This is a genomic window from Persicimonas caeni, from assembly GCF_006517175.1.
Taxonomy (GTDB): Bacteria; Myxococcota_A; Bradymonadia; order Bradymonadales; family Bradymonadaceae; genus Persicimonas; species Persicimonas caeni.
The window spans coordinates 7,950,476-7,976,625 of sequence record NZ_CP041186.1 but is presented as its reverse complement, the minus strand read 5'-3'; the positions used below and the strand labels follow the sequence as shown (position 1 = coordinate 7,976,625).

At 64.2% G+C, this 26,150-nt stretch carries 21 protein-coding genes; 14 read left to right on the top strand and 7 right to left on the bottom strand.

The annotated features are described in order from the left end of the window. Positions 1–11 precede the first annotated feature (11 nt). A complete protein-coding gene (locus tag FIV42_RS29630; RefSeq protein WP_141201202.1) occupies positions 12–533 on the bottom strand; it encodes a hypothetical protein in 522 nt (173 codons plus the stop codon). A gap of 380 nt (positions 534–913) precedes the next feature. After that, entirely contained in the window at positions 914–2,188 is a 1,275-nt protein-coding gene (locus tag FIV42_RS29625; protein ID WP_141201201.1) for a TraB/GumN family protein, read from the bottom strand. A 162-nt stretch (positions 2,189–2,350) separates the two neighbouring features. Here FIV42_RS29625 and hisG point away from each other — a divergent pair, with 162 nt between their 5' ends. The 10 genes from hisG (at position 2,351) to FIV42_RS29575 (ending at position 12,335) form a co-directional block, all read left to right on the top strand. Further along, on the top strand, positions 2,351–3,241 hold the full coding sequence (hisG, locus tag FIV42_RS29620) for an ATP phosphoribosyltransferase (protein WP_141201200.1): 891 nt from the start codon (positions 2,351–2,353) through the stop codon (positions 3,239–3,241). A gap of 11 nt (positions 3,242–3,252) precedes the next feature. After that, the gene (locus FIV42_RS29615) at positions 3,253–4,968 is read left to right on the top strand and encodes an aminotransferase class I/II-fold pyridoxal phosphate-dependent enzyme (RefSeq protein WP_141201199.1); all 1,716 of its coding nucleotides are present in this window, start codon (positions 3,253–3,255) and stop codon (positions 4,966–4,968) included. After that, entirely contained in the window at positions 4,965–5,552 is a 588-nt protein-coding gene (hisB, locus tag FIV42_RS29610) for an imidazoleglycerol-phosphate dehydratase HisB (RefSeq protein WP_141201198.1), read from the top strand. The genes FIV42_RS29615 and hisB overlap by 4 nt, the downstream gene beginning before the upstream one ends. Before the next feature lie 2 nt (positions 5,553–5,554). Continuing rightward, positions 5,555–6,154, top strand: coding sequence for an imidazole glycerol phosphate synthase subunit HisH (gene hisH, locus FIV42_RS29605; RefSeq protein WP_141201197.1), 600 nt, complete (start codon positions 5,555–5,557; stop codon positions 6,152–6,154). Next, positions 6,148–6,909, top strand: coding sequence for an imidazole glycerol phosphate synthase subunit HisF (hisF, locus tag FIV42_RS29600; protein ID WP_141201196.1), 762 nt, complete (start codon positions 6,148–6,150; stop codon positions 6,907–6,909). Before hisH ends, hisF begins: the two co-directional genes overlap by 7 nt. Positions 6,910–6,981: 72 nt before the next feature. Further along, positions 6,982–8,244 carry a phosphoribosyl-ATP diphosphatase gene (gene hisE / locus FIV42_RS29595; RefSeq protein ID WP_141201195.1) on the top strand — a complete coding sequence of 421 codons (1,263 nt, stop codon included), beginning with the start codon at positions 6,982–6,984 and terminating at the stop codon, positions 8,242–8,244. 3 nt (positions 8,245–8,247) lie between these two features. Further along, on the top strand, positions 8,248–9,519 hold the full coding sequence (hisD, locus tag FIV42_RS29590) for a histidinol dehydrogenase (RefSeq protein ID WP_141201194.1): 1,272 nt from the start codon (positions 8,248–8,250) through the stop codon (positions 9,517–9,519). Positions 9,520–9,591: 72 nt separating this feature from the next. Beyond that, on the top strand, positions 9,592–10,845 hold the full coding sequence (locus FIV42_RS29585) for an ankyrin repeat domain-containing protein (RefSeq protein WP_168211032.1): 1,254 nt from the start codon (positions 9,592–9,594) through the stop codon (positions 10,843–10,845). Positions 10,846–11,486: 641 nt separating this feature from the next. Then, on the top strand, positions 11,487–11,789 hold the full coding sequence (locus FIV42_RS29580; protein ID WP_141201192.1) for a DUF4258 domain-containing protein: 303 nt from the start codon (positions 11,487–11,489) through the stop codon (positions 11,787–11,789). 12 nt (positions 11,790–11,801) lie between these two features. Further along, complete coding sequence (locus FIV42_RS29575) at positions 11,802–12,335, top strand: helix-turn-helix domain-containing protein (RefSeq protein ID WP_141201191.1); 534 nt, start codon at positions 11,802–11,804, stop codon at positions 12,333–12,335. A 14-nt stretch (positions 12,336–12,349) separates the two neighbouring features. Here FIV42_RS29575 and FIV42_RS29570 read toward each other — a convergent pair whose 3' ends face one another. After that, positions 12,350–13,375, bottom strand: a complete 1,026-nt coding sequence (locus FIV42_RS29570; protein ID WP_141201190.1) for a histone deacetylase family protein — start codon at positions 13,373–13,375, stop codon at positions 12,350–12,352. A gap of 141 nt (positions 13,376–13,516) precedes the next feature. Here FIV42_RS29570 and FIV42_RS29565 point away from each other — a divergent pair, with 141 nt between their 5' ends. Then, the gene (locus FIV42_RS29565; RefSeq protein WP_168211031.1) at positions 13,517–14,203 is read left to right on the top strand and encodes an LON peptidase substrate-binding domain-containing protein; all 687 of its coding nucleotides are present in this window, start codon (positions 13,517–13,519) and stop codon (positions 14,201–14,203) included. 100 nt (positions 14,204–14,303) lie between these two features. On the opposite strand, the gene FIV42_RS29560 is transcribed toward FIV42_RS29565, so the two are convergent. From FIV42_RS29560 to lepB, 3 genes are all read right to left on the bottom strand, one after another. Beyond that, on the bottom strand, positions 14,304–16,196 hold the full coding sequence (locus tag FIV42_RS29560) for an ABC transporter ATP-binding protein (RefSeq protein WP_141201188.1): 1,893 nt from the start codon (positions 16,194–16,196) through the stop codon (positions 14,304–14,306). Continuing rightward, positions 16,193–18,106: an ABC transporter ATP-binding protein gene (locus FIV42_RS29555; RefSeq protein WP_141201187.1), complete on the bottom strand. Its 1,914-nt coding sequence runs from the start codon at positions 18,104–18,106 to the stop codon at positions 16,193–16,195. The genes FIV42_RS29560 and FIV42_RS29555 overlap by 4 nt, the downstream gene beginning before the upstream one ends. A gap of 154 nt (positions 18,107–18,260) precedes the next feature. After that, positions 18,261–19,256, bottom strand: a complete 996-nt coding sequence (gene lepB / locus FIV42_RS29550) for a signal peptidase I (protein ID WP_168211030.1) — start codon at positions 19,254–19,256, stop codon at positions 18,261–18,263. Between the two features lie 289 nt (positions 19,257–19,545). Here lepB and FIV42_RS29545 point away from each other — a divergent pair, with 289 nt between their 5' ends. Both FIV42_RS29545 and FIV42_RS29540 read left to right on the top strand, forming a co-directional pair. After that, complete coding sequence (locus tag FIV42_RS29545) at positions 19,546–20,751, top strand: 2,3-bisphosphoglycerate-independent phosphoglycerate mutase (RefSeq protein ID WP_141201185.1); 1,206 nt, start codon at positions 19,546–19,548, stop codon at positions 20,749–20,751. A gap of 133 nt (positions 20,752–20,884) precedes the next feature. Then, a complete protein-coding gene (locus FIV42_RS29540; RefSeq protein ID WP_168211029.1) occupies positions 20,885–22,969 on the top strand; it encodes a hybrid sensor histidine kinase/response regulator in 2,085 nt (694 codons plus the stop codon). Here the strand turns inward: FIV42_RS29540 and ku are convergent. Beyond that, positions 22,966–23,793, bottom strand: coding sequence for a non-homologous end joining protein Ku (gene ku / locus FIV42_RS29535; protein WP_168211028.1), 828 nt, complete (start codon positions 23,791–23,793; stop codon positions 22,966–22,968). The two genes, FIV42_RS29540 and ku, sit on opposite strands and share 4 nt — an antisense overlap. Before the next feature lie 176 nt (positions 23,794–23,969). On the opposite strand from ku, the gene FIV42_RS29530 reads away from it, so the two are divergent. Then, positions 23,970–26,147 (top strand): VTT domain-containing protein, encoded by a 2,178-nt coding sequence (locus FIV42_RS29530; protein WP_141201182.1) that lies wholly within the window; start codon positions 23,970–23,972, stop codon positions 26,145–26,147. The last annotated feature ends 3 nt before the right edge of the window (positions 26,148–26,150 follow it).

Here is a 26,150-nt window from a genome sequence, read left to right as displayed (position 1 = left end):
AGACCTCGAGCTCAAAACTGCCATCGCAATTGTAGCATCTGCACCTGGGAAGCCGAGCTATTCGACGAGGGCATGGGCTTTCGGGCGAGGAATATGTAGTCGAGTGCCATCGCGGCTACGGCGCCCAGCCCCAACGCCAAGATCCCTTTGCCCATCGCATCAGCGAACGCTGCCTGGGAATTGCCGCTGCTCGAGCTGAAAGCGCTGGCGATTAATACACTGGTCGTCGGAACCCCGAGCCGAAGGCCCAGACTACCCACCGACTTCCACCACTGCTCGTGAGCCAGATGAACGATCGGCCCTCCCAGCGCATAGCCAGCGAATCCGCTGAACATCGCGGTCTGTTCGAGTTCGGCCATGCCACACACCATCAGACCAACTGATGCGGCGTCGACGGGCATGATCTGCCAGCCGTACCACTCGTCCTGCATGCTGTCATCGGCCTGTGCCGTCGCCGATGTGCCCGTAAGAGCGACCAACACCAAGACCGCAAGCGTGCCTCGCCAGAAGTCGAGAGAGCTGTTTGTCGTCATGGGATCCCCCTCGACGGTTCGAGAGCGTATCGAAGGTTTGGTTTGCAGGAAGCGTACACGAGGTTGCTTGCGCGGTCGAGCCGCGGTCGGCAAGCAGGTCGACCACGCGAGGCGACGCGAGACGCATCGCGGCGGCGCAGAGCACCGCGCCCCGGCTGTTACTGTGAATCCCTCGCTTTTTGTAACGTCCCCTTCGCCTCGCAGACTACGCGAGGCACTTCCCCATGCGCTGAAAAGCGCGCTGGGGAAGGGGATTGCAAGGAAGGTAGGTGGTTCAGAGGTGCAGGTTCCTCCCCAGCGCGTTTTTCAGCGCGAGGGGAGGTGTCGGCTGTAGCGTAGCGGAAGCCGACGGAGGGGACGCGACGGGAAGCAAGGGATTCTCAAAGAAGATTCTTCAACCACCCAAACGCCACAAACGTCCCGATCGAGCTGCCGATCGACGAGAACAAAAACACCAACAACACCCGCCCGAGCTTGTTGCTCCACCATCCCTTCCACTCGGCGATATCGTCGCCGATGGTCTGGAAATCACTGACTTTGGGGGACGACGCGATCGTCTGGACGAGCGCGGTGACCATGCCTGCGCCCACCGTGGGGTTCAACGAGGTGAGCGGGGCGGCGATGAAGGCGGCGATGACCGTGAGTGGGTTGGCCAGCGCGATGACCGCGCCCAGGGCCGACAGGATGCCGTTCGACAGCACCCACGCCCACGCGGCGGTCTTGAGTTGGGTGGTGTCGCCGTTGAAGAAGCCCCAGACGAAGACGCCGATGACGATGGCCGGCAGGATCCACGGGAGCACCTTCGAGATCGGGTGCTTGGGCGGGACGGTCGAAATCTCCTCGACGGTCGCCTCGGGAATCGCTTGCTCGATCTGGCGCAGGATGCCGGGTTTGTGGGCGGCGCCGATGACGGCGACGACCTTCTTGGCGTCGATATTCTGCAGCTTGTGCGCCATGAAGGTGTCGCGCTCGTCGACGAGCACCTCTTTGACGTCGGGCAGAGCCTCACCGAGCTGGTCGAGGATGACCGAGATATTTTGCATCTCGCGCAGGTCGCTGAGCTCCTCCTCGCTGACCTCGCCGCGCTGGAAGACGCCCATCATGAGCATCATGGCCAGCTCGGCGCGGCGCCACCAGGGGGTGTTTCGCCAGGCGCGCAACAAGGTGGTGCGCACGTTGCGGTCGATGAGCTCGACCTCGACGCCGTTGGCCTCGGCGGCCTCGATGGCGGCCGACATCTCGGCGCCGGGCTTCACGCCCGTGTAGCCGCCCATGCGTTTCTGGAAGGCGGTCAGCGCCAGGCGAGCCAGCAAGAAGGTCAGTTGACCCTTCTTGATGATCTCGAGCAGGTCGAGATCTTCCCAGTTGGTCTCGTTTCGCAGCGACTGGAATCGCTCCTTGTCGAGCTCGACGGCGACCACGTCGGGCTGCTCGGCCTCGATGACCCGCTCGACAGTCTCCACCGACTCCTGCGAGATATGCGCGGTGCCGATGAGGATGACTTCGGTGTCGCCGAGCTGCACGCGAGTGACGTCGGTCTCGACGACTTGCTGTTCCTGTTGGTCAGCTTGCTGGCCTGACTGGGGCTGGTCAGCGTCGGGCTGGTCAACTTGCTGGTCTGATTGGGGCTGGTCTGCTTTGGATATATCGTTCATCTTCGCCAACAAAGGGTGGCTGGGTAGACAATCTCGAATCAGTTCAACAACGCGATGTGGTACAGGATTCCGGGCCTTTTGGGAAGCGCTGCAGTTGATTCCCAGTGCCCGAGGGCATATACATTCAGCGACCCACTGTGACCTACACACAGGAGCACGACGATGCCTGCCCGCGACGAAACCCAAGAAACCCCGCTACTTCGCCTCGCTCTGCCCAAAGGCCACATGAAAACGGCCGTCTTCGACCTTCTGGCCGAAGCCGGCATCCGTCTGCATCACGGCAGCCGCAATTATCGTCCCAAGATTTCGCTCGAGGGCGTCGAGGTCAAGCTGCTCAAGCCGCAGAATATCGTCGAGATGCTCCATCTGGGATCGCGAGACATCGGCTTTGCCGGCGCCGACTGGGTCGCCGAGCTCGACGCCGAGCTCGTCGAGGTGCTCGACACCGGCCTCGACCCGGTGCGTCTGGTCGCCGCCGCCCCGCGCGAGCTGCTCGACGCCCACGACGGCGGCTTGCCCGACCGTCACCTGGTCATCGCCTCGGAGTACGTGCGCCTGACCGAGCAGTGGATCGAAGACGAGGGGCTGGACGCCAGCGTGGTCAAGTCCTTCGGCGCCACCGAGGTCTTCCCGCCCGAGGATGCCGACTGCATCGTCGACAACTCGGCGACCGGCTCGACGCTCGAAGCCAACGATCTGGAGGTCGTCGGTGAGCTGATGACCTCGTCGACGCGGCTGTACGCCCACCCCGACGTACTCGAGGACCCCGACAAGAAAGAAGCCGTCGACCGGCTGGTCATGGTGCTTCGCTCGGTGCTCGAGGCGCGCGCTCGCGTCATGGTCGAGGTCAACGTGACCGCCGACCGCCTCGACGAGCTCGTCGATGTCCTGCCGTGCATGCGCGAGCCGACCATCTCGCCGCTGCACAGTCAGTCGGGCTATGCGGTCAAAGCGGCCGTGCCGCGCGACGTGTTGCCGACGGTCATTCCCGAGCTCAAAGAGCATGGCGGGACGGATATCGTGGTGACTTCGTTGGCTCAGATTGTTCCTTGAACGGCGAACCCATGCCAAAACTCAAACCATCCCCAGCCATCACTGGCATCACCGCCTATTCGGTGCCGCGCCCGGAGATTCCGGTCGACCTGTACCTCCACGGCAATGAGGGGCCGGCGCCCACCGACACCGTGTTGGACGCGCTCGGTGAGCGCGGCGTCGACTTGCTCCGGGACTACCCCAACGCCAAGCCGCTCGAAGAGCTCATCGCCGAGCGCGAGGGGGTCGACCGCGAGCAGGTCATCGTGACCGCCGGCGCCGACGACGCGCTCGACCGCATCTGCCGGGCGCTGCTCGCCCCGGGCCGCAATATGGTGCTGCCCGAGCCGACGTTCGTCATGTTTCGCCGGTTCGCCGCGCGGGCCGGCGGTGAGGTCGTCTCGGTGCCCTGGGAGGGGCCGGAGTATCCGACCGAGGCGGTCCTCGACGCCATCGACGACCAGACCACGTTGGTGGCCATCGTCAGCCCGAATAACCCGACAGGCGCCGTGGCGACTGCAGACGACGTGCGTCGCATCGCCGAAGCCGCGCCGCACGCGCTCGTCATCGTCGACCACGCTTACGTCGAGTTCGGCGAGGAGAACCTCACCCAGGTCGCCCTCGAGTACCCGAACACGGTCGTCACGCGCACGATGTCGAAGGCGTGGGGCATGGCCGGCGTGCGCGTCGGCTACGCGTTGAGCAGCCCGCAGGTCATCGACTGGATGCACACCGCCGGCCTGCCGTACGCGGTCTCGGGTCCCTCGCTCGCCTTTGTGGCGCGCAGGCTCGAGGAGGGCGACGCCCGGGTCGCCTCGTTTGTCGAACGCGTCAAAGAGGAGCGCGGCGCACTCGAGGCGCGCCTGAGCGAGGCGGGGCTTCGTGTCACGCCGTCGCAGGGGAATTTCGTGTTCGCGCGCACCGACGACGCCCTCTGGGTGCGCGATGCACTGGCCGGCATGGGCATCATGGTGCGCGCCTTTCCGGGCAACGAGTTGCTCGACGACGCGCTGCGCATCACCTGCCCGGGCGACGAGGCCAATTTCGAGCGCTTGCAGCACGCGATCGACACGATCTTCGCCCCCGAGTCGATCCTCTTCGACCTCGACGGCGTTCTGGCCGACGTCTCCCAGTCGTACCGCAAATCGATCGTCGCTACGGCCGAGTCGTTCGGCGTCGAGCTCACCCCCGAAGACATCTCCGAGGCCAAGGCCGCCGGCGACGCCAACAACGACTGGATTCTGACCCGGCGCATGCTCGCCGAGCGCGGTGTCGAGGCGAGCCTGGACGAGGTGACCGAGCGCTTCGAGCAGATCTATCAGGGCACCGAAGAGGAGCCCGGGCTTCGGCGCACCGAATCGCTGCTGTGTGAATCTCAGTACTTGGCCTCGCTGGCCGAGCGCTACAAGCTCGGCATCGTGACCGGGCGGCCGCGCAAGGACGCCGAGCGCTTTTTGAGCGAGAAGGGCATCGCCGAGTATTTCGGCGCGGTCGTCTGCATGGAAGATGCCAAGCTCAAGCCCGACCCGGAGCCGGTCGAACTCTTGTTGGAAGGGCTCGACGCGCGTACCGGTTGGCTCGTGGGCGACACACCCGACGACGCCAAGGCCGCGCGCGGCGCGCGCGTGCTTCCCATCGGCATGATCGCGCCCGGCCACGACCACAACGTGCTCGAGCCGGCGCTGACCCGCTCGGGCTGCGCGGTCGTGTTGCACGGCGTCGACGAACTCGAGGAGTATTTGCCATGAGCAGTCGTGAATCCAGAATCGAGCGAACCACCCGCGAGACCGATATTCGGCTACGCCTGAACCTCGACGGAGAGGGCACGTCCGACATCTCGACGGGCATCGGCTTCTACGATCATATGTTGGGCGCGATGGCCAAGCACGGCCGCTTCGACCTGCAGCTCGAGTGCGACGGTGACCTGGAGGTCGACGACCACCACACCGTCGAGGATTGCGCGTTGGCGCTGGGCCGTGCCTTTCACGAGGCGCTCGGCGAGCGCCGCGGCATCGAGCGCTTCGCCCACGCCTACGCCCCGCTCGACGAGGCGCTCGCCCGCGTCGTCGTCGACCTGTCCGGCCGGCCCTACGCAGTCGTCAACCTGGGGCTGAAGCGTGAGTCGATCGGCCAGCTGGCCTGCGAGAATATCGGCCATGTCTTCCAATCGTTCGCCATGGAGGCGCGCGCGGCGATTCACGTCGACGTGCTGCGCGGCGACAACGACCACCACCGGGCCGAAGCTGCCTTCAAGGCGATGGCGATTGCTCTTCGAAAGGCCGTCGCCCGCACCGGGACCGACGACGTGCCGAGCACCAAAGGAGTGTTGTGACGATGGCGACCAAAAAGGTCCATATCATCAAGACCGGCGTGGCCAATATCGCCTCGATGATGGCCGCGTTTCGCCGCCTGGGCGGTGAGCCGGAGTTGACCGAAAATCCAGACCATGTGCGCGGCGACGACTGGGTCGTGCTCCCCGGCGTCGGCTCGTTCGGCGCGGGCATGCAGCGCATCGAGGAGCTGGGCATGCGCGAGGCGCTCGTCGAGCGCGCCGCGGCCGGAAAACCGCTCTTGGCGGTATGTCTGGGCCTGCAGCTCCTGTGCGCGGAGAGCGAGGAGAGCGCCGGCGTCGAGGGCCTGGGCATCGTGCCCGCCAAGATCACGCGCTTTCCCGACACCGTGCGCATCCCCCAATTTGGCTGGAACCGCGTGGCCGCCGACGAATCGTGTCGGCTCCTGACCAGCGGCTACGCCTATTTTGCCAACTCCTACCGCCTCCGAGAGGCGCCCGAGGGCTGGTCGCCGGCGACGGCCGAGCACGGCGGGCCTTTTGTGGCGGCGATGGAGCGCGAAAATATCTTGGCCTGCCAATTCCACCCGGAGATCTCCGGCAAATGGGGCCTCGGCTTGCTCGAGAGGTGGCTACAATGCTGACCGTACGCATCATTCCATGCCTCGACGTCAAACACGGCCGCGTGGTCAAAGGCGTCAAGTTCCAGGGCCTTCGCGACCAGGGCGCGCCCGACGAGCTCGCGGCGGCTTACGAAGGGCAGGGCGCCGACGAGATCGTCATGCTCGACGTCTCGGCGACCCCCGAGGGCCGCGGCACGCAGCTCGAGACCGTGCGCAAGATCCGCGAGCGCCTGTCGATCCCGCTGACCGTCGGCGGCGGCGTGCGCGAGCTCGACGACGCCGAGCAACTTCTGAACGCCGGCGCCGACAAGGTCTCCATCAACACCGCCGCGGTCCGAAACCCCGACATCGTCGACCAGATGGCCGAGCGTTTCGGCAGCCAGTGCACCGTCATCGCCGTCGACGCCAAAGGCGACGGGCAGGGGAGCTGGGAGGTCGTCGTCAGCGGCGGCCGAAAGCCCACCGGCATCGACGCCATCGAGTGGATCGGCGAGGTCTACCGCCGCGGCGCCGGCGAAATCCTGCTGACGAGCTGGGACCGCGACGGCACCCGCGAGGGCTACGACCTGACGCTGCTCGAAGCCGCCTCCGACGCCGTCCCCATCCCGATCATCGCCTCGGGCGGCGCCGACAACCCCACGCACCTCGCCGAAGCGTTCGACGCCGGCGCCGACGCCGTCCTCGCCGCCTCGATCTTCCACGAGGGCGACTACACGGTCGCCGAGGTCAAAGAGGAGTTGGCGGAAGCTGGCTTCGAGGTTCGACAGAGCATCTGACGACAATAGGAGGCAGCGCTTCCAGCGCTGGACCAGACCTGGAAGGTCTGCCTCCAAAGGCTTGGACTTTCAATGATCATCCCATCCATAGACATCATGGACGGCAACGCCGTCCAACTCGTAGGCGGCAAAGCCGAAGACAAAGAAGTCGACGCCGGCGACCCGCGCCCGATCATGGAGAAGTTTCGCCTCGCCGGCGACGTCGCCGTGATCGACCTGGACGCCGCGCTCGGCAAGGGCTCGAATAAAGAGCTCATCCGCGAGCTGTGCTCGATGGGCCGAGTCCGCGTGGGCGGCGGCATCCGCGACGTCGACACCGCCATCGAGTGGCTCGACGCCGGCGCCGACAAGATCATTCTGGGCACCGCCGCCAGGCCGGAGATCCTGCGCGAGCTTCCGCCCGAGCGCGTCATCGCCGCGCTCGACGCGGTCGACGGCGAGGTCGTTGTGGAGGGCTGGCAGACCAAGACGGGCCGCGGGGTGGTCGAGCGCATGGAGGAGCTTCGCGAGTATGTCGGTGGCTTCATGGTCACCTTCGTCGAGCGCGAAGGGCGCCTGGAGGGCACCGACCTCGAGCGCGTCGAGGCGCTGCTCGAAGCAGCCGGCGACGCTCACCTGACGGTCGCCGGCGGCGTGAGCACGCTCGACGAGCTCGCCGCGCTGCACAAGCTGGGCGTCGACGCCCAGGTGGGCATGGCGCTCTACACCGACAAGATTCACCTGGCCGACGCTATCTGCGCGCCGATTAGCTCCGACCGCCCCGACGGGCTCTACCCGACGGTGGTGTGCGACGAATACGGCAAGGCGCTGGGCCTAGCCTACTCGAGCGACGAGAGCCTGCGCGAGGCCGTCGACCTGCAGCAGGGAGTCTACCAGTCGCGCTCGCGCGGCCTGTGGGTCAAAGGCAAGACGAGCGGGGCGACCCAGGACCTGCTGAGCATCGACCTCGATTGCGACTCCGACGCGGTTCGCTTCCGCGTGCGCCAGCACGGGCCCGGCTTCTGCCACAAAGACACGCGCACCTGCTGGGGCGACGACGACGGGCTCACCGCCCTCGAGCGCACGCTGCAGAGCCGCCTCGAGAACGCCCCGGAAGGTTCCTATACGAAGCGACTCTTCGAAGACCCCGAGCTTCTGGGCAAGAAGCTCCTCGAAGAAGCCCGCGAACTCGCCGAGGCGGACACCAAAGACGAAGTCACCTGGGAGACCGCCGACGTCCTCTACTTCGCCCTCGTCGCCGCCACCAAAGCAGGCGTGAGCCTGCGCGACGTCGAACGCGAACTCGACCGCCGCGCCCTGAAGGTCACCCGCCGCAAAGGCGACGCAAAAGAGTGAACGATGAAAACCAAACTCCTCAAACTACTCGCCCCCGACGAAGTCCCCTACCTGCGCCGCGACGCCGTCGACGCCGACACCCTTCGCGAGGCCGCGAAGATCGTCGACGACGTGCGTGAGCGCGGCGAAGAGGCGCTGTACGAGCACGGGCTGCGCCTGGGCGATATCCAGCACGGCGAGCCGGCGATCTACGAGCGCGAGCAGCTCGAGGCCGCGCTCGAGGAGCTGCCCGACGAGCAGCGCGGCGTGCTCGAGCGCACCGCCGAGCGGATCGAGGCGTTCTGCAAGGCGCAGCGCGACGCCATTACCGACGTCGACGTGCCGATTCCAGGCGGCCGGGCAGGGCACACCGTCGTGCCGGTCGACCGCGCCGGGTGCTACGCGCCGGGCGGGCGTTTCCCGCTGCCGTCGTCGGTGCTGATGACCGCGTGCACCGCACGCGTCGCTGGCGTCGAGACCGTTTGGGTCGCCTCGCCCAAGCCCGACCAGGTCACGCTCGCCGCGGCTGCGGTCGCCGGCGCGGACGCGTTGCTGGGCATCGGCGGGGCGCAAGCCATCGCCGCGATGGCCTACGGTGCGGGCGAAGTGCCCGCGTGTGACGTCGTCGTCGGCCCCGGCAACCGCTGGGTCACCGCGGCCAAAAAGCTCGTCAGCGGGCGGGTGCGCATCGACATGCTCGCCGGGCCCTCGGAGCTCGTGGTCTTTGCCGACCATACCGCCGACCCGGTCACCGTCGCCGCCGACCTGCTCGCGCAGGCCGAGCACGACCCCGACGCGCTGCCGATTCTCATCTCGCTCGACAAAGCGCTCGTAAAGGCCGTCGACGACGAACTCGTGCGCCAGCTCGACATTCTGCCTACCAAAGAGACCGCTTCGGCCGCCCTCGAAAACGGCTTTGCCGTCATCGCCGAGAGCGTCGAGCAGGGCATCGACCTGTGCGACCGCATCGCCGCCGAGCACCTCGAGGTCATCGTCGAAGACGCCGCCCAGGTCGCCGACAAGGTCAACCACTACGGCGGCCTCTTCGTGGGCCACGGCACCGCCGAGGTCTTGGGCGACTACGGCGCCGGCCCCAACCACACGCTGCCCACCGGCGGCACCGCCCGCTCGACCGGCGGCCTGTCGGTCTTCACCTTCCTGCGGGTGCGCACCTGGATGGAGATGGACGACCTCGAGGCCTCCCAGGAACTCGTCGACGACGCGATCGCGTTGGCGCGGCTCGAGGGCCTCGAAGGCCACGCGCGCTCCGCGGAGCGCCGCAAATTGGATGAATGACGACCTCGTCCATCGATGCTACGATTCCTCCCACGTCGTACAAAATTGAACCTTACCAAGTGGGAGGAAGCGATGGAGTTTTCTCGAGATCGAGTGGTCCGTCAGGCACGCCTGCATCATGCGCTGTATAGCTTGAGCATGATGTATTTTGGCATCAACGCCGGCGACTGGCAGGAGAGCGCCGAGGACGGGCGCTACGTCTTCGACAACGGCATGGGCGAGCACTTTTGCCTGGCCTGGAACGACAAGGCGCTCGTGGGGCTGGCGGCGTCGGACGAGTCCCAATACTACGAAGCCTATCTACCCGAAGAAGAGCGCGAGCCGCTCGAGCGGTTCGAGGACCTGCCCGACGAGCTTCGCGAGCTCGGCGAGTACGCCGCCGAGGCGGTCGAGCACCTGGCGTCGGCGGGGCTGTGGTGCCGAGGCGACGAGTGTGGGATGAGCCAGCCGATGAACACCAACTGGGCCGACGGGCTCGAGCAGTTGGCCGGCTTCGGCCTCGACGCGCGTGAGGCGATGTTCGGTGAGGTGCTCACGATGCCGTGGTCGCACGATACGTCGCTGTCGCCGGCGCATTGCGAGGTGGTCTTGTCGTGGCTCGACGCGCTCGACGAAGGAAAACGCGTATCGGTGAGCGACGCCGACAACCTGGTGTTGCTCGAGGTCCCCAACGACATCTCGGTGGTCACCGTCGAGTCGGCGCAGGCCGCCGCCGAGCATCTCGCTCTGATGGGCGTCGACTGGGACGTGCCCGTCGACGAGCTCGAGCGTCGGCTTGCGGCTGGCGAAGAAGACCACCGCGCCCAGGTGATCGAAGATGTCGGTGAAGAGGCTTATGCGCTCGTCGAGGCGGCGCGTGAGGGCGACGTCGCGCGGGTCCGCAAGCTTCTCGAGAACGGCGCCGACATCAACACGCGCACCGTCGAAGGGCAATGGGAGTACGTGCCCGAGGGCGATACCCCGCTGATTCAGGCGCTCAAGGCCGAGCACCACGACGTGGCGAACCTGCTCCTCGCAGCGGGCGCGGACTGCCACTTGGCCAACCGCTTCGGGCAGACGGCGCTGACCTGGGCGGTCGAAGGCGGCGACGTGTCCATTGTGCGACAGCTCTTGAAAAGGGGCGCCGACGTCAACGTGGCCGCCCAGGACGGCACCACGCCGCTGCATATCGCCACGCGTGACGGCAGCCTCGTGCTCGTCGAGTTGCTCGTCGAGGAGGGCGCGGACACCACCGCCGCGATGTGGAACGGCAAGACCCCCGCCGACCTGGCCGAGATGCTCGGCCTCGACGAGATTCTGCAGCTGTTGACCGCCCAGCAAGGTTGAGGGCAGACCTTCAAAACGAACTTTGAAGAGCTCTTCGCTGACACCCGACGCCCAGCGAAGAGCTCTTCGACCTTCTTGGGTCGCGAAAAATCGCGTCCGGAAGGTTCTGAGGACGTCCGAGTTCGAGTCCCATAGACTCCTGGCGAGTGGGAGCACCCTTCAGGGCGCCTGTCGACACTCAACCTCGAAATGGTCGGATATCTCGGGCTGACGTCCGATGGTGAACGGAGAGTCCTACGGGGTTGCAGACTCCGACCGGGGTGTCGGGCGCGGAGATCTGGCATATCCAAATCTGAGGGGCGGGTCTCAGGTCGCGATATCTCGGAGCTTGCCCGACGCAATTCTTCGCGACCTTATTGGTTCGTCCACCTTTCCGGAGCTGTATCGAGTCGCGGCTCGATCGTTCGTGCACCTCGCGAGGCGTGTGTCGAGTCTTGGGCAGATTGCTCGAAGACGTCGACGGACGCCACTTACTCCGAAACAGAAAATATCCCGCCATACGTCTTGCCACGGGCTGATTTCTCGGCTTCCACGCAACAATTTCTGCAGATTGCCGAAAACAGTAAAGAGGGGGCGGCAATCGGCCGCACGTTGTCATGAGAGTGTAACTAGGTTACATTTCGCCAAGGGAGCTGCAAGAAATGGGGCGACCGAAGAAGCTCGACAATTTGTTGGAGGTCGTTTCTGAGCATGTAGAGTCCGGCGATTATCTGCTCACAACTCACGCCCAACAACGCGGCGCACAGCGGGCTATCACTCGTCCGGAAGTCGAATTTGTGCTGACGCATGGGTGGCACGAGAAGAGAAAAGACCGCTTTGACGAGACTTATCAGGCTTGGAACTACGCCGTGAGAGGCAAGACGGTGGCTGACGAGCGCGAGCTTCGTATCATCGTGACGTTCGATGATGACATGCTCGTGGTCACCGTGATCGACCTGAACTAGTAAGGAAATGCGATGCAAACTCATATTCGAGACGAGTTTGAAGACTGGAGCCTCGGCTTTCCGGTGCTTCTCAAGAACGTACCCATGGCGCAGGTGCGAGGGGATGTCGCGCCGCAGGTCAACGCCCATGACTTCCAGCACGCAGTCTTGTGGTTGCTGGCGCATCGCCCAGAACCTCTCAGTGGACGCCAGGTTCGGTTCATCCGCCAGTGGATGCAGAAGACGCTCGCCGACTTCGCCCAACTCGTGGGCATGACTTCCCACCAGTCGGTGATGAAGTGGGAGGCAAAGGAGAACCAACCGACAGGGATGCACAAGAGCACTGAGATCTTGCTTCGCTGCCGTATCCTGGAGGCGCTCCCTGAAGAGGTTTGGGAGAGGTTTGAAGCAAACGAGCGCGGTCGGGAAGGGTTCATTCACCGGATCGAAGGAGTCTCCGCCTTCGATCGCAATGCGGAGAGGACAGTCGTCGAACTCGACGCCGGCGACTGTGGCCGAGTTGGCGAGAATGACTTGTTTCTCTGTGACGACCAGCCACGAGCTTAACGTCTCTGTAGGCCTCACACGTTCCAATACATCCGAAGCTGTCGCCTCGCGCGTACAATCGCCGCGTACCCGTTCTCGCTGGGCTCGTCGTCGATCTCGTAGGGGGTGCCGGCGAGCACCTCGACGCATTTGAGCACGCTTTGCGACAGGCCTTCGAGGCTGTAGCCGCCCTCCAAGATGAGCGCGAGGCGCCCGTCGGCGTGTTTGTCGGCGATGCGCTGGACCATCGTGCACAGGCCGCCGAAGCCCTCGGAGGTGACTTCCATGCCGCCCAACGGGTCGAGGCGATGCGAGTCGAAGCCGGCCGAGACGAGCACCAGATCGGGCTCGTAGGCGTCGGCGATGGGCTCCAGGACGGTCTCGAAGGCGTGCTTGTAGTCCCCGTCGCCCATTCCCGGGGGGAGCGGCACATTGACCGTGTAGCCCGCGCCGTTGCTGATGCCGGTCTCCTTGGCCTGGCCGGTGCCCGGGTAGAACGGGTAGCGGTGGGTGTTGAAGACCATCACCTCGCGGCGGTCGTAAAACGAGTAGTGGGTGCCGTTTCCGTGGTGGACGTCCCAGTCGATGACGAGCACGCGCTTGTAGCCGAGCGTATCGACGGCGTGGGCGGCGGCGACGGCGATATTGTTGAACAGGCAAAAGCCCATCGCCTGGTCGCGCTCGGCGTGGTGGCCGGGCGGGCGCACGAGCGCGAAGGCGCTCTCGCTGGGGTTCTTGTGGACGACGTCGACCGCGTCGATGGCGGCGCCGGCGGCCAAGTAGGCGGCCGCCACGCTGTCTTCGGAGAGCGGCGTGTCGGCGTCGAGGCGCCCGGCGCGGCCGCGGAACGCTTCGATCTGGTCGACGTGGTCGCAGGTGTGGATGCGCTCGATCTGTTTTCGGGTGGCCGGCTTGGGGGCTTGCCAGCGCACGCCGGGTACCTCAGCGCAGCGAAGCGCGTCTTGGATGGCGTAGAGCCTATCCGGCCGCTCGGGATGCAGCTGGCCGGTATCGTGGGAGAGCATCAACTTGTCGTACAGCAGGACTACGTTTTTGGGCATGATACTACACTGCGAGCAGGATGGTTCCTTCCCCTCAACAAGCTAGCCGCCCAAAGGCTTCCCTTCAACGCGCAGGTTTTTTGGCCCGCCGTCTGTGGTATAGTCGAGGCAGACCCACGCCGAACGCTCGCGGGAACAAATATGAACCACGCCTTGCCCACTTTGGCCATCGAGCCGCACGATCTCGAAGATCTTGCCATCTTCCCTCTCCCCGACGGCATTCTCTTCCCGCACACGACCATTCGACTGCACGTGTTCGAGCCGCGCTACCGCGCGCTGGTCGAGCATTGCCTGGACAAGGAGGCGCCGATGTTGGTGCCGATGATCGTCGCGAACGGCCGCTCCGACGCGCAAGGGCGTCCCCATCTGCACAAGGTCGCCGGCGCCGGAAAGATCATCGCCCACCAAGAGTTGGCTGGCGGGCGCTTCAATATCTTGGTGCGCGGCGTCGGTCGCGCGCGCATCGTCGAGGAGCTCGACGTGGCGACGCCGTACCGGCGCGTGCGCGCCGAGCTGCTCGAAGACCGCGTCGGCGACTTTCGACAGGCCGATATCCTGCTCAAGACCATCCAGAACTGCCTGTTCAACGTCCAGACCGACAACTCCGAGGTCGTCGACTTCCTCGTCGAGGCGTTCACCGAGGTCGACACGCCCGGCGCCGTGGCCGACGTGCTGGCGGCGGTGGTCTTCGGCGACAGCCTCAACCGCCAGCGCGCGTTGAGCGAGCCGGACGTGGTGGCGCGTCTCGAGGGCATCCTCGATCGTCTCGTGGAGTTGATTGCGAGGTCGGTGGATGAGCAGGTTCCTTCGGAACAAACGGTCAATTGAGCCACGCCTTCAGCGGAGGTTTGCCCCAAGGCAAGCCTTGGGGCTGCGCGGGCGAGGGCTCCGCTGGGGGCAAGCCCCCGCTCCGCAGAGGAAGGGGGGCTTACTCAGCCGCCTGCGCGTCCGCGTCGAAGGCGTATTGGAGCCGGTAGAGCGTCTCGTAGTGGCCGCCGTGCTCGAGCAACTCGTGGTGGGTGCCTTGCTCCATGATCTCGCCTTTGTGCAAGACGATGATGCGGTCGGCCTTCTGGATGGTCGACAGGCGGTGGGCGATGACGACCGAGGTCTGGCGGGCCATCAGCTTGTCGATGGCGTCCTGGATGATCGCTTCGGTGTCGGTGTCGACGTTGGCGGTGGCCTCGTCGAGGATGAGGATCTCGGGCTTCTGGACGAGCGCGCGGGCGAACGAAAGCAGTTGCTTTTCGCCCGACGACAGGTTCGAGCCGCGCTCGGCGATGCGGTGGTCGTAGTCGTCGGCGTAGCGCGAGATGAGCGGGTGGGCGTGCACGATCTTGGCGGCCTCGACGAGCTCGTCGTCGGTGATGCTCTCCTCGCCCAGCGTCAGGTTCTCGCGGATGCTCCCCTGGAACAAAAACGAGTCCTGCAGCACCGCGGCGAACGCGCGGCGGTAGGCGTGCAGGTCGAACTCGCGGATGTCGATCCCGTTGATGAGGATGCGTCCCCGGGTGACGTCGTACAGGCGCATCAGCAGGCTGATGATCGTCGTCTTGCCTGCGCCGGTGTGGCCTACCAGCGCGACCTTCTCGCACGATTTGACCTCGAAGCTCAGGTCTTTGATGACCCATTCGTCGTCGTTGTAGGCGAACCAGACGTTCTCGAACTCGATATGCAGCGGCTCGTCGGGCAGCGGCTTGGGGTTGTCGGGCTGCGGGATCTGGTCGTCGGAGTCGAGCAGCTCGAAGATGCGCTCGCTGCTGGCCATCGCGCTCTGCAAAAGGTTGTACTTTTGGGCGAGGTCGCGGATGGGCACGAAGAATTTCTGCATGTACTCGATGAACGCCACGAGCACACCGATGGTCAGGATATCGTCGAGCACCTGGCCGCTTCCGTACCAGATGATCGCGCCCACGCTGATCGCGCCGACCGCCTCGACGACCGCGTAGAGCATGGCGTCGTAGCGAATCGACAGGACGTTGGCGTCGCGATAATCCTCGTTGATGTCGCGGTATTCTTCGGCGCTGACGTTCTCGCGCACAAAGAGCTGGATGATCTCGATGCCGGTCACCGACTCCTGCAGGTGCGCGTAGAGCCGGGCGATCTTGACGCGAATCTCGCGGAAGGCCTTGCGCAGAAAGTGGCGGAAGATGGCGGTCAATACCGCCAGAAAGGGCACCACCGTGAAGCTGACGAGCGCGAGCTTCCAGTCCTTGAGCAGCAAGATGACGACGATGCCCACCAGCATGATGATGTCGCCGATCATCGTAATCATGCCCGAGGAGAGCGCCTCCTGGAGCGATTCGACGTCGGTGGTCATGCGCGTCATCAGCCGGCCGGTCGGGTGGCGGTGAAAGAAGTTCACCGACAGCGACTGCACGTGGTCGAAGACCTTTTGGCGAAGGTCGTACAGCGCGCGCTGGCCGGCCTTCTGCATCAGGTAGAACTGCAAAAAGCCCGTGCCGGCCTGCAAGAAGACCGCCGCGCCGAACGCAGCGATGACCCAGGTCAGCCCGCCGTACTCGCCTGGGACGAGGTAATCGTCGATGGCCACCTGCAAGAGGTGCGGCTGGACGAGCTTGAAGCCGGCGAGTACCGGCAAGAGCAGAAGGCAGAGCAGGAAGGTGAAGCGGTACGGACGCATGAACGTCCACAGCCGCTTGATGAGCGTGGCATCGGTGACGTTGCCGAGCTTCTGCTCTTTGAAGCCGGAGCCGATGGCGGCGTCTTTGGGCCGATCTTGTTTCTCTGACTTCTCTTGCTTCTCTGGCTTCGCTGGCTTCGAGCTGTCGGCCTTGTTGTGTTTGGCTTCGTCACTCACGACTTCAAACTCTCCTCGAGGCGCTGGCGCTCACACATCTCGGCGTAGGTGCCTCCCTTGGCGAGCAACTCGTCGTGGGAGCCGGCTTCGACGACCCGGCCGTCCTCGAGCACGAAGATCTTGTCGACCCGGGCCAGAGCGTTGAAGCGGTGAGTCAAGATGATGCTCGTGCGGTCGGCCATCAGCTCGTCGAGGTGGTCGAGGATGACCTCCTCGGTCTTGGTGTCCACGCTCGACAGGGCGTCGTCGAGGATGAGGATGCGCGGGTCGACGAGCAGGGCGCGCGCGATGGTCACGCGCTGTTTCTGGCCGCCCGACAGCGTCACGCCGCGCTCGCCCACGAGGGTGTCGAGGCCCTTGGTGAAGCCCTTGATGTCCGGCTCGAGCCCGGCCACGCGCACGGCTTGCTCGATGCGCTCTTGCTGCGAGACGTCCTCGCGCTTGTCCCCGGTGAGCAGCGCTCGCGTCGGGGGCTCGCGGTGGACGGTCTCGTCGTACTCGAGCGCGTCGACGCCGAAGCGCACGTTCTGGCCGATGGTCATCGAGAACAAAAACGGCTCTTGCGACACGAACCCGACTTCGCTGCGGGTGTCGCGAAGGGGCAGTTTCGGCAGCGGCTCTCCGTCGATATACACGGTGCCTTCGGTCGGGTCGTACAGCCGCGAGATGAGCTTGACCAAGGTGGTTTTGCCCGAGCCTGTGCGACCGACGATGGCGACGGTCGAACCGGCTTCGATGTCGATGTCGATGTCGCGAAGTACCGGCTCGTCTTCATCGGGGTACGCAAACGAGACGTTCTCGAGGCGGACCGCGCCGCGCTTCTCGCCCGGGATGAGCGCGGGGAGTTCGCGCTGCTCGTCGGGCGCGGGGTCTAGGACAGCGGGCTCGATCTGCAGGATCTCGAGCACGCGGTCGAAGGCGGCGAGCCCTCGGTTCCACACCGAGAAGACCCAGCCCATCGCGATGGTCGGGAAGGCCAGGGCGACGACGTAGGAGTTGAACTCGACGAACGCGCCCAGCTTCAAATCCCCGTCGATGACCATGCCCGTGCCCACGATGAGCACCGCAAAGGTGCCCACGCCGGCGACCAGGGTCATCAGCGATTGCATGCCGCCGCGGATGGTCGCCAGTTTCATGCTCTTGCCGTAGTAGTCCTCGTTCATCAGGCCGAAGGACTCCTTCTCGCGGTCCTCGATGGCGTAGCATTTGACCACCGACACGCCGCCCAGGTTCTCCTGGACCTTCGTCGAGATGTCCGACATCTGCGCCTGCACGATCTTCGTTTGGCGAAAGAGCGCGCGCATGATCATCAGCAGGAAGTAGAGGATGACCGGGTAGGGCACCAGACAGACCAGCGTGAGCTTCCAGCTGATGTCGGCCATGCGCGACATGGCGATGCTGTAGGCGATGGTGGTGTTGATGACGTGCAGAAACGAGATGGCGTACAGCAGCCGGATATAGCTGACGTCGTTGGCCGACCGGCTGGTGATATCGCCGGTGGGCATCCCGTTGAAGAACTTGGCGCTGAGCGTGCCGAGCTTGCTGTACATCTCGTTGCGTACGTCGAACTCGATGTGGCGCCCGGCGTTGAAGATGAAGATGCGGCTGAACACCCGCGCGATACCGCCGCCGATGGCCAGCGCGATGATCATCAAGCCGATGTCGATGAGGTCGCCGCGAACGGTGCCAAGCCCCTCACCGCCGACCGCGTCGCGCATCATCTGCACCGCGTCGCCGATATAGGCGGGGATGGCCAGGTTGAGAATATTGGTCAGCCCCAGAAAGACCGCGCCGATGGCAAACCAGCCCTTGTAGCGCGAGAAATACTCCCACAGCTTGCGGTTGCGAACCGTTCGGTCCACCGACGGCTTGTCGGCGTCGTTGTTGTCGGAGTCGGTTTGCTGAGTCATGGGCTTGGAGGTAATGCACCGGTACGATCGGGTCGACCACCGGGGGTTAAAACACGTTCTGTACGATGGAGCAAGCCTCGGGGAGCGAAACAGTGTGTTCGCGCCCGTTGGCTCCGGAACTTGTTAGTTTTGGAGGGGAAAAGCTTCGGAAAGATCAGTGGACGCGAAGGCCGATGCGGTCCCAGCGAATCGAGCCGTCGGGGCCGCGCGACCAGAAAATGAAACGTGGCACGCCGGCCAACTCGGGCCCGGAGACTTTGCCGAAGTTGCGGCTGTCGCGAATCTGGCTGTCACGCTCTTCGGTCTGCACGCCCTGAATGGGCACTTGGCTGCGGTTGTCGGCCAGAAGGAAGTACTCGTCGGAGGCCAAGCGTGTCGGCGGCATGGTCAGCTCGGTATAAACCCGCGGCGAGACCGAGATGACGTAACGCTCACCCTGGTTGTGCTCGACCCAGGCCAGAAGCCCGCTCTCTTTGTCGAGCTCGGCGTGGGCGATCTCTTCTTCTTTAAGCGGCGAGTGTCCCACGGCCTCGTCATTGACGTACAAGGTGTTGCCCTCCATGCGCACCACGTCGTCTTGGACGCCGACGACCCTCAGAAACTGCAAGTCATCGCTCTCCGATGGGGCGGTCGCGACTACCTCGCCGCGCACCGGCGGGGCTTCACGAAAGGCGTTCAGGTCGACGAGCACCGTATCGCCCGGCTGAATGGTCGGGTACATCGCCCCATTCTCGACCCGTTCGAGCGTCCAGAGGCTCGAGCGGGTGAAGTCGAGGGTGAGCACGATGGGCACCAAGAAGCTGAGCAGGAACACGACCAGGTAGATCGTCCAGTGGTTATATCCTTTGAGGACATACCTGTCGCCGGCGCGGTCCGCCTTTTGGGCAATGTCCATGGCGATCAGGGTGCTGAAGATCAGCCACGCAGCCACCACGACCAGGAACGGGAGCAGCGGGAAGAACTTGAGGATGCTGAACGAGATGATGAACACCTCGAGCATCAACAAGAAGAGCAGGTTGACGGTCAGGCCCTTGATGAACTCGCCGACGTACATGTAGCCGAGGCCGGGGCACAGGTAGGTCAGCGCGATGGCGACCCACTTGCTGCGGGGCTTGGTCTCTCCGTTGTAAGTGGCGTCGGCAGTGGTCACGAGTCGGTGCCTGCATGGAAAGGAGGAACGAGGCCGAGGCCGTGAATCGACGGCACAGAGCGGCGTTGCTTCAAGAAAAATGTAGATCCAGGTCGATCGCAGGTCAATTGCTGCTCCTGCTCGAAAACGACTCTGCCACATTCGACATTCCTGCATGACCCTGCGAAGCCAGTCTAGAGCGTGGCGGGGTCGAGGCATCGAAGACCCTTGACCACAGGGCCTGTGCGGTTAGGCTCACGGAGCCTTCGCGACAAATGAAAACAACCCAGCAATCAGGGCAGGTGCTGTCATGAAACTCGAGTTTATCCAAAATCTGGTCAAACCCGCCGACTCCAAAATCGTGCTTCTGGTGCTCGACGGCCTCGGCGGGCTGCCGAGCGGCCCCCAGGGGCGCACGGAACTCGAGGCGGCGAATACCCCGAACCTCGACGAATTGGCTCGCCGTGGCATCTGCGGGCTGCACGTGCCCGTCGGCCCGGGCATCACGCCGGGAAGCGGCCCGGGCCACCTGGGTCTGTTCGGCTACGATCCTACCGAATACAAGGTCGGCCGGGGTGTTTTGTCGGCGCTGGGCGTCGAGTTCGATTTGCAGCACGGCGACGTCGCCGCGCGAGGCAACTTCTGCACCGTCGACGACGAGGGCCTGGTGACCGACCGGCGCGCCGGACGCATCAGCACCGAGAAGAACGAGGAACTGTGCGAGTTGCTGCGCGAGATCGAGGTCGAAGGGGCCGAGATTCACATCGAGACGGTCAAAGAGCACCGCATGCTCTTCGTGTTGCGTGGTGAGGGTCTGTCCGACGAGATCAACGACACCGACCCGCAGGAGACCGGCAAGAAGCCCGAAGAGCCCGTGCCGGCCACCGAGGCTGCGCAGAAGACCTCGCGGCTGGTCAAGGAGTTCTTGAACCAGGCGGCCGAGAAGCTCGCCGACCACGCGCCGGCCAATATGTTGCTGCTTCGCGGCTTCGCCCAGCGTCCCGGTTGGCCGACCTTCCAGGAGGCCTTCGGGCTTCGCTCGGCGGCCATCGCCAGCTACCCCATGTACCGCGGTGTCGCCAAGCTTCTGGGGATGGACACCCTCGAGGGGCCGGCATCGATCGAAGAGAAGGCTGCCGTGGCGCGCGAGCACTGGGATGACTACGACTTCTTCTTCATTCACAAGAAGAGCGTCGACAGCCGTGGTGAAGACGGAGACTTCGAAGCCAAGGTGCGCGCCATCGAGGAGGCCGACGCGCAGCTTCAAGCGCTGCTCGATCTGGAGCCCGACGTGGTCATTGTCACGGGTGACCACTCCACGCCGGCCCAACTGGCGTACCATAGCTGGCATCCGGTGCCGGTGCTGTTGTGGTCCGAGCAATGCCGAACCGACGGCGTCGAAACCTTCGGCGAGCGCGACTGCCTACGCGGCGGCTTGGGCGCTCGGCTTCCGGCGGTCGATTTGATGCCCTTGGCGCTGGCCAACGCCTTGCGCCTCGACAAATTCGGTGCATGATCAAAATCTGATCAATTGACGCTTCGCGCCTGTGCATAGCTTCGTCATGCGAATTTGCGACTCCTCCTGAGGAATCAGCATGACTCCGACGCCCGTAGGCGCGTCGCCCGCCCCAAAGGGGGGACAGATTAATATGGAGCAGACGGCCTCATCTTGGTCCGAGGACTTGAGTGACCCGCAGCTTGCGCTGGTCGAGCTGGGAAAGTGCACCCTCGAAGCCGTCGATGAGGAGGAGTTGTGGGCTGGCGTGGTCGAAATTCTGCGTGAACCGCTCGCCGTCGATTGCGTCGCCGCGCTCCGTTGCTCGGCGGACGGCGAGGGGCTCGACTTGTTGGCCGGTTGGGGCGTCGAAGACTCGTTGCTGGGCACCCGCATGGTCGACGTCGGCGCCGGAACAGCCTCCGACTTCGCCTTGGAACTCGATGAGCCGTTGGTGGTCGACGACACCGACACCGAGAGTCGCTTCCTGCCCTCGCCGGTCGCTTCTCGACATGACTGCAAGAGTGGGATTTCGGTGGCGATCAGCGCCGGCGGACAGGCGTGGGGCGTCTGCGAGCTGTTCTGGCAGGACGCAAATCAAGTCACCGAGGAGCACACCAGGTTTGTCGCGATGGTCTGTGACTTGCTCGGTGTCGCCTTGGAGCGCATCGAGCGCGAGAAGAACCAAGTTGATGAAAAGCGGCTGGCTGAGGCGGAGTACGAGCGCTTTTTCCTGCTCGTCGAAAACGCCACCGACATCATTGGCATGTCCGACATGGAGGGGCAGGTCACTTATCTAAACCCCGCAGGCTGTGCCTTGTTCGGAGTCGAGCACGGCAAGCCGGTCAGTCGGGCGGTCGAGAAGTTTCTCCCCGATGATGAAGCGGCGCGCCTTTTCGGCGAGATCGTGCCTCAGGTTCGCGCCCGCGGGTCTTGGAGTGGGCCGTTGACAGTCGTCAGCCTCGACTCGTCTTCCACCCATCAGACCGAAACCACGATTATCATTCTTCGGGAGCCTGGCACGCGCCGTGCCGTCGGCTTTGCGACCATTCTGCGAGACGTCTCCGAGCAGAAACAACTCCAAGAGCAACTGCGCCAGTCTCAGAAGCTCGAGGCCCTCGGGCTGCTCGCCGGCGGCGTCGCCCACGACTTCAATAATCATCTGACGGTCATCAAGGGCTACTCCGAGTTGCTGCTGGCCAGCCTGCCCGACGGCGATGCCCGGCGGGCGCAACTGTGCAAGATTCACCACGTCTCGGAGAAGGCGCAGCACCTGGCTGACCAACTCTTGACCTTCAGCCGACGCAAAGTACGCCAACCACGCGTCCTCGATCTCAACGCGGCTGTCCATAGCCTTTACGATATGTTGCGCAGCCTCATCGGCGAGAATATCGCCCTGAACTGCGTGGTCGACGGTGCGTCTTATTATGTAGAGGCCGATCCGAGCGATCTGGAGCAGGTGATCTTGAACCTGGCCGTCAACGCTCGCGATGCCATCGAGGGCAAGGGCACGATCACGCTGCTGACCCGTTCGGCGCGCCCGGACGAACTCGACAAACTCGAGCGGGCCGAGCTGTTGGGCCATGACCCGGTCGTCTTGGAAGTGCGTGATACCGGAGTGGGCATGACCGAAGAGGTGCTCGAACATCTCTTCGAACCCTTTTATACGACCAAAGAGGCCAAACAGGGCACCGGTCTCGGGCTGGCGACGGTCTTCCGCATTATCACGGATGCAGGAGGAGACATCGCAGTGACCTCGAGGCCGGAGCAGGGGTCATGCTTCAAGCTCTTTTTCCCGCGCGCTGAACCCGTGCAATTCGAACAGGACGAGGAGTTCGACGAGCAAGTCGAACTCGAGGGGGACGAGGTGGTGCTCGTCGTCGAGGATGACCCCGACGTGCTCGACTTTGTGACCGATGTGCTCGAGCGCCACGGCTACGATGCCATCGCCAGCCGGGGCCCGATCAAGGCATTCGAGCTGCTCGACATGTACCACGATAGCATCGACGCGGTGATCTGCGACGTCGTGCTGCCGAACCTGAGCACCGAAGAGCTGCGCGAGCAACTGGTCGACCGTTACTCGCATATCCCGTTCGTGATGACCTCCGGTTACACCGATGCGCAGCTCTTTCAGGAGGAGCAACTGCTCGCCGACTTGCCGTTTGTGGCCAAGCCGATGAGCTCGCGCGACTTGCTCACCCAGCTCAGGGTGATCCTCGATGCGCGCCAACCGATTTAGGCGAGGGAGCCGCCTCCGCGCTCGATGCTCTGGCGCAGCCGTTCAGTCAGGTCGGCACCTTCGGTGGTTCCCGGTTCACCTGACGTCGGCCGACTCTCTTCGGGCTGCGAGGATGGCTCCGCGGTCCCGGCGCGCGCGCGGCGTGCCTTGTCCTCGATAAGCTCGAGCAACTCCTCTCGGTACTCGTCGCGGTACTGATCGGGCTTCCAATCTCGGGTCATGCGCTGGACGAGCTCGGTCGCCATCTCCAGAGCGTCGGTGGTGACACCCAGGTCGCCCGCACTCTCGGCGGGCAGGTCGAGCTCGGAGGGGTCGCGAAGTTCGTCGGCAAAGCGTAGCATCTCGAGTACCACCACGTTGTCTTGGACCATCAGCGCAGCCAGGTGCTCTCGCTTTCGCAACACCACCTTGGCGATGCCCACGCGGCCGGTGCGCTCGATCACCTCGCGCAACAGCGTGTAACTCTTCTCGGCCCCTTCCATAGGGGCAAGGTAGTAGGGCTTTTCGAAAAACGCCGGGTTGATCTGCTCGCGGCGCACGAAGTGCTGGATGTCGATATTCTGAGCGGTGTGGGCCTCGGCCTGCTCGAAGTCGTCGTCTTCCACGACAACCTTCTCGCCATCGACCTCGATGGCGCGCGCGACCTCCTCGGGGCGTACCTCCCGACCCGTATCTTTGTTGATCTTGAGATATCCCACCGGGCTCTGATCTCGCTTGTCGATCAAGTGAAAGTCGAGCTTACGCTTGCGCGTGGCCGAGTAGAGCCGGACCGGCACGTTGACCAAACCGAAGTTGATATGTCCCTTCCAGATGACCTTGGGCACGGCGACTCCTCGAGCGAGTGGGGAAGTGAGCAGTGCACACCGCCTACGGCGTCAAATCTTCACAGCGATCGCTTTCCGGCAAGGTCGCCGGGCTGTGGCGCTGCTGCATTGCAGCAGCAAGACCGACGTTTACATTGAGGAGCGCGAGAAGATTGCGCCTTCGACGTGGGATTTTGATGACTGACTCGCACATTCTCAGAGCCGGCGAAAACTGCTGGCAGACCGCGATGGCCCAACGCGCGTCGGTGCTCGACGACACGGCCACGTTTTTCGAGGTCGTCGCCGACGCTTTCGAATTGGCCCGCGAGTCGATTGTGATCATCGGCTGGGATATCCACTCGCGCGTTCGGATGCGCCGACGGGACGACGACGCGCGCGACCTGTTGCAACTCATCAACGACTGCGCTCGCGAGCACCCCGAGCTAAAGGTGCGGGTGCTGGTCTGGGAAGAGGACATCATCTACAGCTTCGAGCGCGAGATGATGCAGCGATTGCGGTTTTGGCAAAAGGCACCCGACAACGTCGAGTTCGCCCACGACGAGACCGCGCCGATGGGGACGTCCCATCACCAAAAGATCGTGACGGTGGACGACTCGTTGGCGTTTGTCGGAGGTATCGACATAGCCCAGCGGCGCTGGGATACGGCTGAGCATCGAGTTCACGACGAGCGTCGCCAAACCCCCAATCGGTTGAGCTTCGATCCGTTTCACGATGCCCACACCGTCTTCAACGGTGACGCCGCTCGCGAGGTCGCCAAATTCGCGCGTTGGCGTTGGCAGCATGCGCTCGACGAGCAAATCGAGGCGGCGCAGCCTCGTCAGGGGCTGTGGCCGGGCGACCTCGAGCCTGACTTCGAGGATGTCGAGGTCGGCATCGCGCGCACCTTACCCGAGTGGCTCGTAGAGGAGGAGGTGCGCGAAATTGAGGCGCTCTTTCTCGATTCGTTCGCTGCAGCCCAAGACCAAATCTACTTGGAGAGCCAATATCTGTCGTCGTCGAAGCTCACCGACGGGCTCGCGCGGCGGCTCGAAGAGGAAGACGGACCCGAGATCGTGATCATCGTTCCCGAGGACGCCGCCGGCATGATCGAGGAGGCGACCCTCGACTCCCTGCGAGCTCGAGCCGTCGAGCGGTTGCGCGAGGCTGATGAGCATGATCGCTTTCGCATCGTTCATCCGGAGGTCGAAGACGACGGCGACTGCAAGAAGGTCTACGTGCACGCCAAGATCTGTGTGGTCGACGATCGTCTGCTCCATATCGGCTCCGCCAACCTGTCGAACCGCTCGCTGGGTGTAGACAGCGAGTGCGATTTCGTGCTCGAGGCGCACGATGAGCACACCCGACAACAGATTACCCACGTGCGCAACCGCCTGCTTGGCCACCATCTCGGACTCAGTCCCGACCAGGTGGCCGAGCAAATCGAATCCGGCGGCTCGCTGGTCTCCGTACTCGACGCCCACCAAAGTGGCGAGCGCCGGCTCGTGCCGCTCCATCTCGACATCTCCCCGGAGACGGCGAGTCAGTGGGCAGACGAGCGCCTCCTAGACCCCGAGACGCCGTGGCACGCCGAACAAGTCGCCAAGCGGCTGTTGCCGGCTCATGAAAAACGCACGAGCATCAACTACGCCGGGCTGGTCGGGCTGCTGGCCGTGCTCGTCGTGCTTGCTGCGTTGTGGCACTGGACCCCGCTCGGCGAGTGGGCCAGCCCGCGCAACTTGGCGATGATGGTCGAGCCCATCTCGCAATCGTGGTGGTCCGTGCCGCTCGCGATCCTCACCTTCGTCGCGCTCAGCGTGCTCGCCTTTCCCACCAGTGTTCTCATCCTGGCGATGGGCTTTATCTTCGGGGCGTTGTGGGGCTCGCTCTACGGACTGATCGGCGCCATGTTGAGCGCGGCGGCCTCCTATGGAATCGGTAACGCGATTGGTGCAGATAGCGTCGGAAAAATCGCCGGAAAGCGCTTTGGTCAGATCCATACCTGGGTCGCCGAGCGCGGCGTGTGGTCAGTGGTCGCAGTGCGCATGGTCCCCGTGGCTCCGTATGGCGTCGTCAACCTCGCCGTGGGCTCCTCGCGCATCCCCCTGCGGGACTTTATGTGGGGCACGCTCATCGGAATGACCCCCGGCATCATCCTCAAGGGCCTGTTCGGAGACGAGCTGGCCGACTTCATCGCCAACCCTGACTTGGTGAGCCTGGTGGTGTTGGTCGGCATTGTGGGGCTTTTCGCCGTCGGCGGCTTCTTCATTCGTAGATGGACCCGAGGGAAGGGGAGCGCGAAACCGTCGCCCCGGCCGGAATCCGACGCGGGGGAGGGCGACCCGAGATCACTCGCGGCGGCCTCGGCGGAGGCGTGAGTC

Excerpts from the sequence above, each read along its gene's own strand:
- FIV42_RS29630 (WP_141201202.1), bottom strand. The coding sequence starts at position 533 with ATGACGACAAACAGCTCTCTCGACTTCTGGCGAGGCACGCTTGCGGTC.
- FIV42_RS29625 (WP_141201201.1), bottom strand. The coding sequence starts at position 2,188 with ATGAACGATATATCCAAAGCAGACCAGCCCCAATCAGACCAGCAAGTT.
- hisG (WP_141201200.1), top strand. The coding sequence starts at position 2,351 with ATGCCTGCCCGCGACGAAACCCAAGAAACCCCGCTACTTCGCCTCGCT.
- FIV42_RS29615 (WP_141201199.1), top strand. The coding sequence starts at position 3,253 with ATGCCAAAACTCAAACCATCCCCAGCCATCACTGGCATCACCGCCTAT.
- hisB (WP_141201198.1), top strand. The coding sequence starts at position 4,965 with ATGAGCAGTCGTGAATCCAGAATCGAGCGAACCACCCGCGAGACCGAT.
- hisH (WP_141201197.1), top strand. The coding sequence starts at position 5,555 with ATGGCGACCAAAAAGGTCCATATCATCAAGACCGGCGTGGCCAATATC.
- hisF (WP_141201196.1), top strand. The coding sequence starts at position 6,148 with ATGCTGACCGTACGCATCATTCCATGCCTCGACGTCAAACACGGCCGC.
- hisE (WP_141201195.1), top strand. The coding sequence starts at position 6,982 with ATGATCATCCCATCCATAGACATCATGGACGGCAACGCCGTCCAACTC.
- hisD (WP_141201194.1), top strand. The coding sequence starts at position 8,248 with ATGAAAACCAAACTCCTCAAACTACTCGCCCCCGACGAAGTCCCCTAC.
- FIV42_RS29585 (WP_168211032.1), top strand. The coding sequence starts at position 9,592 with ATGGAGTTTTCTCGAGATCGAGTGGTCCGTCAGGCACGCCTGCATCAT.
- FIV42_RS29580 (WP_141201192.1), top strand. The coding sequence starts at position 11,487 with ATGGGGCGACCGAAGAAGCTCGACAATTTGTTGGAGGTCGTTTCTGAG.
- FIV42_RS29575 (WP_141201191.1), top strand. The coding sequence starts at position 11,802 with ATGCAAACTCATATTCGAGACGAGTTTGAAGACTGGAGCCTCGGCTTT.
- FIV42_RS29570 (WP_141201190.1), bottom strand. The coding sequence starts at position 13,375 with ATGCCCAAAAACGTAGTCCTGCTGTACGACAAGTTGATGCTCTCCCAC.
- FIV42_RS29565 (WP_168211031.1), top strand. The coding sequence starts at position 13,517 with ATGAACCACGCCTTGCCCACTTTGGCCATCGAGCCGCACGATCTCGAA.
- FIV42_RS29555 (WP_141201187.1), bottom strand. The coding sequence starts at position 18,106 with ATGACTCAGCAAACCGACTCCGACAACAACGACGCCGACAAGCCGTCG.
- FIV42_RS29545 (WP_141201185.1), top strand. The coding sequence starts at position 19,546 with ATGAAACTCGAGTTTATCCAAAATCTGGTCAAACCCGCCGACTCCAAA.
- FIV42_RS29540 (WP_168211029.1), top strand. The coding sequence starts at position 20,885 with ATGGAGCAGACGGCCTCATCTTGGTCCGAGGACTTGAGTGACCCGCAG.
- FIV42_RS29530 (WP_141201182.1), top strand. The coding sequence starts at position 23,970 with ATGACTGACTCGCACATTCTCAGAGCCGGCGAAAACTGCTGGCAGACC.